Genomic DNA, 13,867 nt, shown 5'->3' on the forward strand with positions numbered 1-13,867 from the left:
GGTGTCAAAGTTGGATAAACAATACGATTTAACCATTATTGGCGGTGGCCCTGCGGGAATTTTTGCGGGCTTTTATGCCGGCTTAAGGGAAGCGTCCGCGCAGTTGATCGAAAGTCTGCCCGTTTTGGGCGGCCAAGTCAGTGCTTTATATCCCGAGAAGCGGATTTTGGATGTAGCGGGGATTCCTAACATTCAAGCACAGCACTTGATCGATCAGCAATTGGAACAGTTTAAGCAGTTCCCAATCGACGTTAAAACGGACCAGACCGTCACGAACATTGAACAGACGGCGGATGGTTTTACGGTGACGACGCCACGTGAAACAACTCATTCGAAAACGGTGCTGATTGCCGTGGGAAATGGTTCTTTTTCACCACGACCTTTAGCCATTGATAATGTGAAAGAGTTTGAAGGTAAGAGCCTGTTTTACGCAATTACCGACTTAAATCATTTTAAAGGGCACCGTGTTCTCATCGCGGGCGGGGGCGACTCTGCTTTAGATGAAGCACTCATGTTAGAACCCGTTGCTAAGTCGGTGCATTTGGTTCACCGGCGAAATGAATTCAGGGCACTGGAGCATACTGTCGCTCAGGTGAAAGCTTCAACTATCGATATTCAGACGCCTTATATGATCAGCGCCATTGAAAAGACCGATGATGGCATGTTGGTCACCATCAAGAAAATGCGCACAGATGATGAGACGGAGACCATTGAAGTTGACGACGTGATCGTCAGCTATGGGTTTACTTCTGATCATAAAACGGTGGACGGTTGGAACATTGATTTGGCAACTGATCACCGGCTGTTTAAAGTTGACACGCAAATGGCAACCAGTGTACCGGGCATTTATGCTATCGGTGACGGGGTGACTTATCCTGGTAAGCAGGCGCTTATTGCTACTGCCTATGGTGAGGCACCGATTGCGGTGAACGCAATTATGGCATCCCTGTATCCGGATCGTCGCGGGCCGATGCATTCTTCATCGATTATCAAACAGAAATAAGTAACAAGAAAGGTGATGAACAGCCGTTTTTTTGACTGTCCATCACCTTTTTATTTACTTATCGCCACTCGTATCGTCCGGGTTAGTAATCTTGATTCGGTTAGTATCCGTTGATTTGTGGTGTACTTCTGGCGCGTCCGTTTTGAAATCAGACTGAGTTGATTTATTGCCATTTTCACTGTAGAGACTGGTTGACTTGCCCTTCAAACGGCGTTCAATGTTGATTTCCTTGCTTAAACCATCGGCGTAATTGTATTTCCGGGGATCAACGGCTTTTAGTCCCTTGGGATGGTAGAAGCGCAGTAAATTCTTTTGGTTGAGGGAATCCGACAAGCTAAGTTCCAGTTTGACTTTGGCCTGCATTTGATCGATTTTGGCCTGTAACTTCTTATTTGGATGCAGTTCCTGACCGGTCTTGTTATCATAAACCACGCCGGATAGACAGGTATACTTATCGCTGACCCAGTCCTCATTTCGGAATGCAACCACCGTATCGTGCTGCTTGGAGAAGAGATCAGTTCCAAACTGGATGTACTGCTTGGTGCTGATTCCCAGCAGATGCAGCAACGTTGGCAGAACGTCAATTTCTCCGCCATAGGTATGATCAATGTAGCCGCCCTTAGTGCCGGGCATGTTGAACATTAACGGCACCCGTTGCAGCTGTGCGTTGTCAAAGTCATTCCAAGTACTTGGATTCTTGCCCAGAACCTTCGCAAGACTAGTATTTTCAGAGTTAGAAATACCGTAGTGGTCACCATACAAAACGATGATACTCTTTTTATCCAAACCGGTTTTGTGCAAGTAGCTGTAAAATTCTTTAATGGATTCATCCAAATAGTGGGCCGTCTTAAAGTAGTTATCAACGGTTTTATCACCAGTATTTGGTGCCTTAAAGCCGTCATCTTGATCTTCCTTATCCAGCGAGAACGGGAAGTGGTTGGTGACCGTTAGATATTTAACGTAAAATGGCTGCTGGAGGCGCTGCAGATACTTCACTGAATCGTTAAACAGCAGTTTATCCTTTAAACCAAATCCAAGCGATTTATCACCAGATGTGTCGTAGTAGCTAGCGTCGAAGAAGTATTGATAGCCGAGATTTTTATACGTGTTATTCCGGTTCCAGAAACTAGCCACGTTGCCGTGGAACACGGCACTGGTATAACCGGCCTTTTGTTTCAGAATCGATGGAGCGCCTTGGAAGGTGTTGTCGCTGCCAAGCTGAGCGAATAGTGAACCCTGAGGTAAGCCATAAGTACTCGTTTCCAGCATGTTTTCAGCATCACTAGTTTTCCCCTGACCGACCTGGTGATAGAAATTATCAAAAGAATAAGTCGATTGGCTGTGATAAAGCTTGTTTAAGAATGGCGTGACTTCTCTGCCATCGATTTTTTTATCGATCATAAACTGCTGGAAGCTTTCTAAATGCAGTACGATGACGTTTTTACCCTTCGCTTTGCCATAGTAAGCTGAGTTGGGTTTGGCATAGTGTTTATGGACAAACTTCAAGACGTCAGTGAGTTGAGATTTTTTCGCTGTTGCCCGCACATCACTGTTATGCTGAGTTTTGAGGCCATCATAGATGGTGAATGAATCAAGGCCCAGATATTTGACCACGTAAGAGCGGTCAAAGGTTTTGGTCAGTAATTGAGGCCGGTTCATTTCACTAATGGCCATGTTAAAGCCGAAGACTAAAAAACCAATTGAAGTAACGGCAAAGCCTGCCCGCCAGTTCAATTTGTGATCGTCAGTCTTTATTCTTCTAGTGAGTAACAGGCCAACGATAATGACTAAGTCCAGCCAGAAGAAAATATCGTGAATGCTGGTGAGGGCAGCGGAACTGCCACTGAGTCCCTGATTGACTTTGTTGTAACCCAGCATGGTGGCCACGGTCATGAAGTCGGTAAACTCACGGTAGTAAATAACGTTTAAGTAAAGTAAAACGGTATTTAAAATATCCAGCACAATGATTGACGTATAGAACAGCCGGGTGCGCTTGATGTAAAGTGCCAGACTGTAGAATATGATTGCGGTAGGAATTGGATTTAGAATGTATAAAATAACTTGCAGCGGATCGTTGAGCGGGACGTGAAAATCAACGAAGTATGCCAGCAGTGTTTTTAACCAAAAACAAACGAGTAACAAGGTCGCAAAACCAAGCCGCGTGTCCGTTTTTTGCCATAAGCGCTTTATGAACTGCAAAATAATGACTCCTTTTAACGACGTATTAATGTCCATTAGTTTAGCAGACTTTCAAGCGTTGTGCCGAATTACGAGCAAAATTTATCAAAATGTAAGAAGTGACTACCATTGAATGGGGCATCCGCTTTGGCGCTTTAGTTCCTTACGGATGGTGATATACTTGAATTAACTAAAGAAATGAGGTGCCAATTAATGACTAAACTCAATTTATACGTTGTCCGTCATGGGCAAACTTACTTTAATATTTATAATAAATTGCAGGGCTGGAGTAATTCACCGCTGACTCAAAAAGGAATCGATGGCGCGGTTGCAACTGGTAAGCGATTAGCCAACGTCCACTTCGAGGCTGCTTATTGCAGTGATACCACCCGGGCAATGGATACTGCCAAACTCATTTTAAAGGAAAATCAGGCATCAGAAGTTAAGGAACCGCAAACTGCCATGTTTTTCCGGGAAGAGTTTTACGGTTATTACGAGGGCAATGATATGGCCCAAGCATGGTATTTAGCCGGAGCACCCCATGGACTGCCAACTTTTAAGGATATTGTGACCAAGTATTCGATTGGCAAAGCTAAGGATTACTTGAAGGAAGCTGATCCTTTCCATCAAGCTGAAAATAATGCGGAGTACTGGGTACGGGTAGATCAAGGCTTTGATTTGATTCGTCGTAATCCGGACTTGAAAGACGGCGATAATGTTTTGCTGATCAGCCATGGGAACACCTTGTTAAGCCTAATGGAACGTTATGGTGGCGGTAAGTATGATCTGACCGTGCGTCCAGCTAATGGCAGCCTGACTAACCTCATGCTGACGGATAACGATGTGGTAGTGGAGAGTTATAACAAGTAGGTAATAGATTAAACGGTAAAAGTGCAAAATATAAGGGCGTCCTGCCGGAATTCCGTAAATTTAGGAACTCTGGTGAGACGCCCTTCGTACAGCCTCCAATAAAGCAGTTTAATTATCCTGCCAACTAAGATCACCATCATCACTGAAATCGACGCCCTGTTTAGCGTAGTAATCCATAATGGTTGGCCGTAACGATTCAAATTTTGGGGGCAAACCTAAACTATTGCCCAGGGTGAGTATCGGTTCATCCAGACTGAATCCTGGGGTAGGGGTCGCGAGTTCAATACGGTTATCGCCTGGTTCACGGATGTAGAGGCTCTTAAACCAGCCGCGATCACGGTACATTTCAATATTCCAGCCCTGTTCTTCAGCCAGATGATAATAGTTTAATAGTTCAGCTTCGTCTGCTACCCGTAATGCAACGTGGTCGATTGAACCGCGGCCAAAGCGGGTAATCTCGCTAAAATCAGTAGTGGGGACGAGCTTGATTTGCTCAGCACCTTCTAACTTCACGACGCTATCGGTGACGGTTAAATGTAATAATTTCTCGAAGAAAACCTGTGACGCACTGACATCTGGGACGTGCAATTCTGTACCTAATAGGCGGCTAATCTGGAACTGCGGTTCGATGCCGTTATTGGGTACAATCTGCCATTCAGTGAGCTGTTGTTCAGTTTCAACCATGGTGATGGGAATCTGATCTGGATCGTCGAATAACAAGCCATCGCCAGTTTCAGTTACCGTAATTCCTGAGTTGGATAGCCGTTCCTGCCAAAAGGCTTTACTGCCATCTGGTATTGCTAAGCGGATGCCGTTGATAAAATGATTACCGTCCGTTCGGTGCCCCAAGAGCGGTAGAACGAAGAAGGTAATGACCGAACCGGGAGTCCCTAAGTAGTCACCGTAGAATAAGTGACGAATGTGGATGTTTTCCTGGTTCACAGAATTTTTGACCAGCCGTAAACCTAAAACACGGGTGTAAAAGTGAATATTTTGTTTAGCGTTTTTTGTCAAAAGTGAAATGTGATGAGTTTGCACGACTGTCGCCTGCCTTCGTAATTAATTGCACCAAGTATAGCATAGGGACACTAAAAACTCGTGCATTTCGCTTGTTATAAATAGGGTATAATATAACTTATGAGGAGTGTGAAACATGAAAATTGAGTCAGCGGCAAGTACCGAAAGTCAAGTCTATTCGGATGCGGTCAGCATTCGCCAAGCAGTGTTTGTGAAAGAACAGGGAATCTCGGCTCAGTTAGAGTTCGATGGCTTGGATGATCAAGTGACGCATTACGTCGGCTATGTAAACAATCAGCCGGTTGTCACTGCCAGAATCCGGTTTGAGGATCAGATTGCCCATATTCAGCGGGTAGCGACTTTAAAGGCGTTCCGGCATCATGGGTATGCCATGATGCTGTTGCAGCGTGTCATTGATGAAATAGCTCCGGGAACAAGTCTGGAGCTGAATGCTCAAGCCACAGCCATTGGCTTGTATCAGCAACTGGGCTTTAAACAGGTAGGCAAGCCATTTGAAGAAGTGGGCATTAAACACATAAAAATGGTTAAACAATTGTCATAATTGACCTTTAATTTTGTAGTAACTAAAAAAGCCCGGCTACCAGTTGAACTGGCAGTCAGGCTTTTGCTATATGTGTGTTTTAATTTTGTGATGCATTAGTACTGAAATCTGTAACGTGTGCGTAACCAACAACGTGCCACCATGGTGCATGAACCCGTTCTTTGACCACACCGCGGTTTTGAGCATCGATCATCTTGCCGTTACCAACGTATAAGCCAACGTGGCTGATGCTGCCAGTGCCGTAACCGAAGAAGACCAAGTCACCTTTTTGGACGTTAGCACCGCTGACGTGCTTGTAAGCATTGTATTGCGCTTGTGCTGTCCGTGGAATGGTAATCTTAGCTGCTTTTCTGTAAACGTAACCGGTAAAGCCTGAGCAATCAAATGCGTAAGGACCAGTGGCACCCCAAACATATGGCTTACCTAAATTTTGCTTTGCTGTCTTATAAACGGTACTGTAAGATACGTCCGTGCTTGCAGCTTGTGCAGTGGTTGTTTGTGCACCGGCAACTGCTAAACTAAAGAATGCCGCTACGGCGATAATACTCTTTTTTAATAAATTCTTCATTGAACTAGAAACCCCTAACTATTCCGTCTTTTATGTACAATGATTAGTGTACGAGTTAATTATTTCAATCGTGTAACAAAGCAGTGTCAATGACGTTAAACAATCTCGTTTGAACTGTAACTTACGTAACAATAATGTCATTTACCCTTATTCAAGGGATTTAAGCAGCTAATTTTGCTCATTACGGCAGAATGTGGAATAATAAAGTTGCAAACTTTGAGAGGCGGTTATGAAATGAAATATCGAATTCCTAATTTAGTAAATTTCGATAAATTTGTATTTCGAATTGGTGAGTTAAGCCGGATGACTGGCGTATCCTCCCGTCAGCTTCGTTACTGGGAGCAGCGTGATTATATTTCAGCTATTACTCGTGATGATCAAAATAAGGCGCGCGTCTACGACTTCCATACCTTTATTCAAGTTAGCATTATTAAGAAGCTGCAGGATGAGGGATATCGCTTGCCCGCGGCCGTTGAAAAGATGCGCAGTATTGAAGAAGAAATTTCGCTGTCGAGAAAGTTTTTCCAAGTTGCGTTTGATGGTGTTGAAGTAATCGATGGCAAGATGTTTTTGAACCTAGGTTACTTTGATAAGGCTAAGACGAAGCGACTTTATGGCTTATTTGAAAATGGTGAAGCCAGCTATGAGGTTCGCCCAGTTAATGAACACTAAATAAAGGAACGCCTTAAGCAGTCGCAACTGCTTAGGGCGTTCCTTTATTTAGTGTTTGAAACTATTTTGCGTGACGTTTTAAGTGCGGTTGCATTGAAGGCAGGGTCACTGTCAGTTTACCAACTGATGTCACGATGATTGGCAAGATAATATCGAAGATGGCCGTTGCAAACAAGATGATCAAGCCGGCTTGTGTCAGTGGTGCGAAGTTGACACTGAACAGAACCAAGCAGATCACAACCGTTGTAAAGACTTGGTAACGTAGCAGGTGGCCAATTGAGCTAACACCAGGCAATAACCAGTCTGTGAGGCTGACATCTTTGAAACGGTAGCTAATCGCAAGTTGAATCAGTAAACTTGCACTGATAACTAATAGCGGCACAAATGCAATCAGCGGCACCTGCCAATTGAAGCTTGGGTCGCCAGACATAAAGTGGCTAGTGAGCTGTGCCAATTGCACACCACCCATAACTGCTAGCACCAGACTAGCTAACCAGTAAATCGGCTGTAAGACGGATCCGCTTAGAAGGGCAATAATCAGGAAGGTGATCACACCAACGGTTAACATTAACCACCCAGCGTTTGCTCTAACGGAATGTTCAACCGTATTTTGAACGATGGGCTGTCCAGTATAAGCAACCTTGGCACTGCCTAATGCCGTGCCTTGAAGCTGAGTTTTAACTTCGGACTGTAACTGTTTGATGGTAGCAGCGTTATTATGACTCGAAGCTGAACTCTTGAGATAAACTTGCAGCTGGGTTGTTTTATAGTCCTGGCTGGTGTTGTTTACCAAAGACTGCTGGAACTGCATGCCGGTCAGCTGTTCGGGTGTAATGTAATAAACCTTGGCAGCGTCTGAAGCCTGCAGAGCTGATAGATAACTATAAATATTGTTGTATGACTTGATCAGGCCGTTCATGCTATTAGTGGTCTTCTTTAAGCTGCTCTGAACAGAGGAAACTTGGGAAGCGTAGTCTGAAACGGTACTTTGAACAGTTTGGCCGTCGTTACCAGCGGCAGTGGCTTCATCGTTCAGTACCCGCATGTTGCTTGCAACAGTCTGAAGCTGACTGCTTACTAAGCTAAGCAGTCGTTGATAGTTTCTAACCCGTTTAGATGCTGAGGAACTCTGTGAAACACTGGTTCGCCCGGCAACTTGTGAAACTTGTGAACGAACCGTACTGGTGTCATCGGCAAGACGGTTTGTCTTTGAAACTAAACTATCAAGTTTATCAGCAGAATCACTTAACTTAACTTGACTTAAATCTGATCGGTTACCTTTCAAGTCGGACTGCAACTGAGTCAGCTGATCAGTGGCCCCTTTAAGGGTCATGTTCATTTGGCTTAACTGAGTGTTCACGTAGTACTCATTCATTGGCTGACCGTTTGGCTGGGTCAATGAGGTTACACTAGCAACGCCTGGCATCGACTTTAATTTAGTTGTTAAATTATCGATTTGGAGCAGGGCCTTTTCGTTATCGACCCGGTCTTTACTTTTAACGTAAACAGTGACTGGTGTGGCCTTGCCTTCGCCAAAGTGAGCGTTAAGCACGCGCATACCTGCCACTGCCTCGTTAGTTGGCGCGACCGTTTTAGCTGCTGAAAAGTTGAGGTTATCCCGGTACAAAATCGCAAAGGGACCAACCACATAAAGCACGGCAATAATTGCAACAAATGGTTGCCAGAGGCCGAAACGTGCCATCCAGTTCCAGAAGCGATGTGGCCGCGTTGGCAAATCAACAGCTGGCCAAAAGAAGCGTTCACCCAAGAGCTGCATGAAGATTGGGGCAATCGTGTGAAGACCGATGATGGTAACGATCGTGACGATTGCTAAACCGGACATTGCACGGATGGTCGAAAAACTAAAGGCGTAAAAACTGGCGAAAATAATGGTTAGTGTCCCGCCGAGAATCAGCAGGAAGTTGCGAATCGAGTGGACACTGTGGGTGGTGGCATCTGCTGGATCTTGACCATCAGCCACGTTTTGCTTAAAGGCGTTAAAGAGATAATAGTGGCCTAACGTTCCGAGAATGAGCGTCAGTAGCAGTGTTAATAATGGCAAATACTCTGAATATGGGAAGCTGGTATGACTAGCTAAATTATTCACCAGTCCTAATGAGACCACGTACATCATCAGCATCGATAAGGTTGATATTAACGGTGCAATCAGCGATTTAAAGATGACACCGATAATCAGCAGGCTTAATATGAAGCCAAGGACAGCAGCAAAGGTTGTCACATGACTGATGTTTTCGTTGGCAGCATCGTTGACTAATTCAGGGCTCGTCAGATAGGTGGAGACACCAGCGGTACGAATCTGTGACCTTAACTGTTTGGCAAGGACTCGTGAATCGCCCTGATTTTGAGCGATGGCTAGCTGGACAGTTTCTGTGGAACCATCCTTTGAGAAAAATTGGCTCTTGGCAGTCGGATTCGTGACCATGGTTTGAATCGACTGAATGCCGTACGTTTTCTGCTTTTCAGACAAGCGCTGCACAGTCTTATCAATGTTGGACTGCTGCGTTGCTGTCAGGTTACCGTTGGGGTTGTTGAAAACCGCTGTTAATTGATAGGTACCAGAAATGTTTCTTCCCCAGGTGTTTTGCATGCTTCGGGCCACCATCGGCTGGCTATCGTTAGCCAATTGGGGCTGACCCTTTGATTGAATCATATCAGAGGTGTTAGGCATCATGACGATTGCAACAAAGATTGCAATGAGCCAAAACAGCAATGAGAAGATTCGCTGACTGTGTAACTGACGTATCCGCTCTTTCATTGAATAATATCTCCCTTAGAATGTCGCCATCGAAGGCGCATATATATAACTACTATATTAACATAGCTGATAAGTGTTTGTATTTCAATTCCTAAAATTGAAATAATTCACCATTATCAGCCTAATGGATGTCTTTTAACTGAGTTGAATTCAAATTACTATGATTGTGGTTTAAGATTGCTTATAATTAGACTTCTTGCAACGAAGGGTGGAAAAGATGATGGTAAAAAAGTACCAAAGCCGGTATGCCGGATTAAATACAAATGAGCGTTTTTCAATTGCTAAACAATTAGCTGCTGATTATCATTTAGATGTCACCCAAGTTTTATTTACTTATCTAAAAATTGCAGAACCGATCCTCGCAAAGAGTCAGCCCGCAAAACAAATTTCAGAAACAGTGCAAAAACAAATCGATCAGCAGTTTGAACAAAAGCTGACACAGCTTAGTCAGGTAAAAAAGGGGTGATAGGATGTGCACCAGTATCTACCAAATTTCACTGGATGGCACCCACGTATTAGGCCGAACCATGGACTGGCATGCATTGGGTGCCGGCCCGGTTTTCGTTCCCCGTCAATTTCAGTGGCGCTCAGTTTACGATAATCAAGCGTACGAAAACGAGTATGCCATCATCGGCAGCGGCGGTGCCCATGATGATGAAATTGATATTTCTGATGGCATCAATGAATTTGGATTGAGCGTTCAGAAGCTGACGTTTGCTAACGGTGCGCTTTTTGATCATGAACCTGACCTTGATAAGCATTCTATCGCGCCATTTGAATTACCCCTCTACTTACTGGGCCGTTTCAAATCAATTGCTGAAATTGAAGCGCACATGGATGAGATTCAACTAATGAGCGGCGAGCGGGCTTTTAAACCCTATGGCTATCCCGAATTGCACTACGTTGCTGCGGATGCCACGGGCCGAATCGTGGCCATTGAAACTTCGGCAAAGCCACTCAAAATTTACGAAAATCCGTTAGGTATTCTGACAAATGCCTATAATTTTGAACGCCAGCTTAACCAATTGAAAGATTACATGACTTTCACGCCAGAGTTTGAAGCAGGTACGGTGCCTCTAAATACACCACGAGTCACCACTGGCAGCTTTTCCGGGAAGAAAATTCCGGCTGGATCATATACGCCAGGTTCCCGGTTCATCCGGGCTGCCTACTATAAGGAAAGAACGGATCGGCCCGCCGATGAAGAGGCCGGAATTGTCAGCATGTGGCACCTCTTAAACGGTGTCAGTGTCCCTAAGAGCACGGCTTATCAGCAGAACTATTCGGTTTACCGGGCAGCAACTGTAACTGAGACACTTTCCTACTATTTTGAGCCGTATAATCGGCTGGGGGTCGTTAAACTGCAGCTGACACCGGCAATGCTGGCACGAAAAGAGCCTGAGCTTTACCAGGTCCCCGATAAATTAAGGACCTTCAAATTAAATTAATGAATTATTAATTCATAATCAACGAAATCACATGTTAAACTAAATTTAGAGGTAATCATAATTTTAATGAATGGAGACACATTTTTTGGCCAAGAAAAGACGCCGTAGTAAAAAGAAAAATTCACAGGGGGTTGCAACAATCATCTTCCTGCTGGCACTATTTGTTATCGGTGGCGGAATGGGTGTCCGTTACGTGATGAATAATTACATTGCTGATCAGAGGGCTCAAACTAGTAAACCAGCTGATTCAGAGACTCCTGAGCAGCGCCAGCAGCACCGCTTTATTAATTCTGTAGCTAAGCCAGCAGTTAATGTGTACAAAGATAATCATCAGGTATTGCCGAGTATCGTGGTCGCACAGGCGATTGTTGAATCCAATTGGGGCCACTCTCAGCTGTATCAGCAGGCGAATAATCCATTCGGCATCAAGGGCAGCTACAACGGGCATACTAAATCGTTTCCCACGAACGAGTACGTTAATGGGAAAGAAGAACGAATCAATGCCAACTTTCGGGTTTATCCCAATCTGCAGGCGGCTATTTTAGATCATGATGCCGTGGTTGCCCAGCAATTTTTGCCGGCTCACGTGACTAACTACCGCATGGCGGCCAAATTATTGCAGCAAAATGGCTACGCAACTGACCCTACTTACGCCAAGAAATTGATCAATGTCATTAACACTTATAGCTTAAACCGGTTCGACGGCTACTAGAAGTTATAGAACCTGCCACTTGATACCGTTAGCTGATTTTTGTATGATACGAATATCAAAACCATGATAGGAGAGATGTGTGAGATTGTTTGATCTAATAGGGAAACTTTACGGCCCGTTCTTTGATCTTCATAATTGGGAAACCGTCATCAGTTCTGGAAGCGATTGGCTGGTGATTTTTTCACTGGTGCTGATTGAATGTTTGCTTTCAGTAGATAACGCAGTTGTGCTGGCTGCTCAAACGCAGGCACTGCCGACTCAAGAGCTACGCGAAAAGTCCTTGTTCTATGGGATTTGGGGCGCCTATATTTTTCGCTTTTTAATTATCGGAATGGGTGTATATCTGATTAATTTTTGGGAAATTAAGGTGCTGGGCGCGGGTTATTTAATCTTCCTGACCATTCAATATTTTTCAAAATCGCGGGTAAAGCATACGCACAAATTAGTTTCTGATAAGAAGCATCATATCCCGCTGTTTTGGTCCGTGGTGATTCAAATTGAAATGATGGACATTGTTTTCTCTATTGATTCAGTTTTAGCTTCACTAGCAATTTCACCAAATCCAGTGATCGTTTTGATTGGTGGTATGATTGGTATTTTAGCCATGCGTGGCGTTGCTGAACTTATTATGCGGTTAATGCGGTTCATTCCTGAGCTTGAACCGATGGCTTATGGTTTAATTGCACTGATTGCAATCAAACTATTTATCAGTATTCCAATGATCGACGTCGAGATTCCAGCCACCGCCTTTGGCGTTATCGTCCTTGCGGCAGTTGTGCTCACCTTGATCATTCACGTGATTCGAAGAAAGGGGAAGCGAACAGCAGATGGCAGTCACGATAACAAAGGCTAATTTAGCTGAAGAGACCGCTACGGGATTAGTCCTCGTTGATTTCTGGGCGGACTGGTGTGCCCCGTGCAAAATGATGGATCCAATTCTTGAACAGTTGGAAACAACGTATGGCGACCGAATCAAATTCGGTAAGCTGAACGTGGAGAATAACCAGGATTTAGCAATGAACTATAAAGTGATGAGTATTCCAAGTCTGGTTCTTTTTCGTGACGGCAAAGCCGTTGAAAAGGTGACTGGACTATACCCGAAAGAGAAATTAGCAAAGTATTTAGACCGAAAACTAGCAACCAATTAGGGGGCTTTTAAAATGAAATTAGGATTTATTGGTACGGGTGTCATGGGTGGTGCCATTGCGGGGCATTTACTTGATGCCGGACACGATTTAGTTGTTTATAACCGGACTAAGTCGAAAACGGATGCGCTAGTGACAAAGGGAGCGTCTTGGGCGGATACACCAGCTAAAGTGGCTCAGCGGTCAGATATTATTTTTTCAATGGTTGGTTATCCAGCAGACGTTGAAGATATTTACTTTGGTGATCAGGGGATTTTTAGTGCGCTGACAGCTGGTAAAACGGTGGTTGATATGACCACCAGCACGCCGACCTTAGCCGAGAAAATTGCAGCTAAAGCCGAAAAGCTGAACGCTCACGCATTGGACGCGCCCGTTTCAGGCGGCGATGTCGGTGCCAAAAACGCGACACTGACAGTGATGGTTGGTGGCGATCAAGCCACTTATGATGCCGTGAAGCCCCTGCTTGAACTGGTGGGTCAAAAGGTTCACTTATTTGGGCCAGCGGGTAAGGGTCAGCATACTAAGATGGCCAATCAGATCATGATTGCCGGCACGATGACGGGAACCGTAGAAATGATGGTGTATGCTAAGCACGCTGGATTAAATATGAACGATGTGTTAGATACGCTTAGCAGCGGCGGTGCTGATAACTGGAGCATGGATAATTACGCGCCCCGAATCTTAAAGGGTGATTATACCCCGGGTTTCTTTGCTAAACATTTCCTGAAAGATCTGCGGATCGCGTTGGATGAGGCCGACAAGATGAAACTGAATCTGCCGGCTACTAAACTGGCTAAGCAACTGTATGAAACTATGGTTGATGAGAGGGGCCTCGGTAATGATGGTACTCAGGGATTGATTAAATTGTATGAGAATGTTTAATTTATGAGCAAACAAAAAACTAGTGAACAATAAC

General features: G+C 44.5%; 14 protein-coding genes. 10 read left to right on the plus strand and 4 right to left on the minus strand.

Features of this window, described 5'->3' with window-relative positions:
• The first annotated feature begins 1 nt into the window (after position 1).
• Positions 2–1,003 (plus strand): NAD(P)/FAD-dependent oxidoreductase, encoded by a 1,002-nt coding sequence (locus JUE95_RS06000; protein ID WP_308440891.1) that lies wholly within the window; start codon positions 2–4, stop codon positions 1,001–1,003.
• Between the two features lie 54 nt (positions 1,004–1,057).
• Here the strand turns inward: JUE95_RS06000 and JUE95_RS06005 are convergent, their stop codons facing one another.
• Positions 1,058–3,193 carry an LTA synthase family protein gene (locus tag JUE95_RS06005; RefSeq protein ID WP_203650082.1) on the minus strand — a complete coding sequence of 712 codons (2,136 nt, stop codon included), beginning with the start codon at positions 3,191–3,193 and terminating at the stop codon, positions 1,058–1,060.
• Between the two features lie 201 nt (positions 3,194–3,394).
• On the opposite strand from JUE95_RS06005, the gene JUE95_RS06010 reads away from it, so the two are divergent.
• Positions 3,395–4,051 carry a histidine phosphatase family protein gene (locus JUE95_RS06010; protein ID WP_203649953.1) on the plus strand — a complete coding sequence of 219 codons (657 nt, stop codon included), beginning with the start codon at positions 3,395–3,397 and terminating at the stop codon, positions 4,049–4,051.
• Between the two features lie 108 nt (positions 4,052–4,159).
• Here the strand turns inward: JUE95_RS06010 and JUE95_RS06015 are convergent, their stop codons facing one another.
• Positions 4,160–5,089 (minus strand): VOC family protein, encoded by a 930-nt coding sequence (locus tag JUE95_RS06015; RefSeq protein WP_203649954.1) that lies wholly within the window; start codon positions 5,087–5,089, stop codon positions 4,160–4,162.
• 115 nt (positions 5,090–5,204) lie between these two features.
• On the opposite strand from JUE95_RS06015, the gene JUE95_RS06020 reads away from it, so the two are divergent.
• Complete coding sequence (locus JUE95_RS06020; protein WP_203649955.1) at positions 5,205–5,630, plus strand: GNAT family N-acetyltransferase; 426 nt, start codon at positions 5,205–5,207, stop codon at positions 5,628–5,630.
• Between the two features lie 79 nt (positions 5,631–5,709).
• On the opposite strand, the gene JUE95_RS06025 is transcribed toward JUE95_RS06020, so the two are convergent.
• Positions 5,710–6,198 (minus strand): C40 family peptidase, encoded by a 489-nt coding sequence (locus tag JUE95_RS06025; protein ID WP_203649956.1) that lies wholly within the window; start codon positions 6,196–6,198, stop codon positions 5,710–5,712.
• A gap of 234 nt (positions 6,199–6,432) precedes the next feature.
• On the opposite strand from JUE95_RS06025, the gene JUE95_RS06030 reads away from it, so the two are divergent.
• Positions 6,433–6,870, plus strand: coding sequence for a MerR family transcriptional regulator (locus JUE95_RS06030; protein WP_203649957.1), 438 nt, complete (start codon positions 6,433–6,435; stop codon positions 6,868–6,870).
• A 61-nt stretch (positions 6,871–6,931) separates the two neighbouring features.
• Here JUE95_RS06030 and JUE95_RS06035 read toward each other — a convergent pair whose 3' ends face one another.
• Entirely contained in the window at positions 6,932–9,646 is a 2,715-nt protein-coding gene (locus JUE95_RS06035; RefSeq protein WP_203649959.1) for an MMPL family transporter, read from the minus strand.
• 217 nt (positions 9,647–9,863) lie between these two features.
• Between JUE95_RS06035 and JUE95_RS06040 the strand changes: the two genes are divergently transcribed.
• The 6 genes from JUE95_RS06040 (at position 9,864) to JUE95_RS06065 (ending at position 13,833) form a co-directional block, all read left to right on the plus strand.
• Positions 9,864–10,112, plus strand: coding sequence for a hypothetical protein (locus JUE95_RS06040; RefSeq protein ID WP_203649960.1), 249 nt, complete (start codon positions 9,864–9,866; stop codon positions 10,110–10,112).
• Between the two features lie 4 nt (positions 10,113–10,116).
• On the plus strand, positions 10,117–11,094 hold the full coding sequence (locus tag JUE95_RS06045; RefSeq protein WP_203649962.1) for a linear amide C-N hydrolase: 978 nt from the start codon (positions 10,117–10,119) through the stop codon (positions 11,092–11,094).
• A gap of 85 nt (positions 11,095–11,179) precedes the next feature.
• Positions 11,180–11,806, plus strand: a complete 627-nt coding sequence (locus JUE95_RS06050; RefSeq protein WP_235995237.1) for a glycoside hydrolase family 73 protein — start codon at positions 11,180–11,182, stop codon at positions 11,804–11,806.
• A gap of 85 nt (positions 11,807–11,891) precedes the next feature.
• Positions 11,892–12,659, plus strand: coding sequence for a TerC family protein (locus JUE95_RS06055; RefSeq protein ID WP_203649966.1), 768 nt, complete (start codon positions 11,892–11,894; stop codon positions 12,657–12,659).
• Positions 12,634–12,954 (plus strand): thioredoxin, encoded by a 321-nt coding sequence (gene trxA, locus JUE95_RS06060; protein WP_203649968.1) that lies wholly within the window; start codon positions 12,634–12,636, stop codon positions 12,952–12,954. Before JUE95_RS06055 ends, trxA begins: the two co-directional genes overlap by 26 nt.
• Positions 12,955–12,966: 12 nt before the next feature.
• On the plus strand, positions 12,967–13,833 hold the full coding sequence (locus JUE95_RS06065) for an NAD(P)-dependent oxidoreductase (protein ID WP_203649970.1): 867 nt from the start codon (positions 12,967–12,969) through the stop codon (positions 13,831–13,833).
• Positions 13,834–13,867 lie beyond the last annotated feature (34 nt).

Origin of the sequence: Secundilactobacillus yichangensis, assembly GCF_016861565.1 — a bacterium.
GTDB lineage: Bacteria > Bacillota > Bacilli > Lactobacillales > Lactobacillaceae > Secundilactobacillus > Secundilactobacillus yichangensis.

Coding starts and splice junctions, on each gene's coding strand:
- JUE95_RS06010 (WP_203649953.1), top strand. CDS start 3,395: ATGACTAAACTCAATTTATACGTTGTCCGTCATGGGCAAACTTACTTT.
- JUE95_RS06020 (WP_203649955.1), top strand. CDS start 5,205: ATGAAAATTGAGTCAGCGGCAAGTACCGAAAGTCAAGTCTATTCGGAT.
- JUE95_RS06025 (WP_203649956.1), bottom strand. CDS start 6,198: ATGAAGAATTTATTAAAAAAGAGTATTATCGCCGTAGCGGCATTCTTT.
- JUE95_RS06030 (WP_203649957.1), top strand. CDS start 6,433: ATGAAATATCGAATTCCTAATTTAGTAAATTTCGATAAATTTGTATTT.
- JUE95_RS06035 (WP_203649959.1), bottom strand. CDS start 9,646: ATGAAAGAGCGGATACGTCAGTTACACAGTCAGCGAATCTTCTCATTG.
- JUE95_RS06040 (WP_203649960.1), top strand. CDS start 9,864: ATGATGGTAAAAAAGTACCAAAGCCGGTATGCCGGATTAAATACAAAT.
- JUE95_RS06045 (WP_203649962.1), top strand. CDS start 10,117: ATGTGCACCAGTATCTACCAAATTTCACTGGATGGCACCCACGTATTA.
- trxA (WP_203649968.1), top strand. CDS start 12,634: ATGGCAGTCACGATAACAAAGGCTAATTTAGCTGAAGAGACCGCTACG.
- JUE95_RS06065 (WP_203649970.1), top strand. CDS start 12,967: ATGAAATTAGGATTTATTGGTACGGGTGTCATGGGTGGTGCCATTGCG.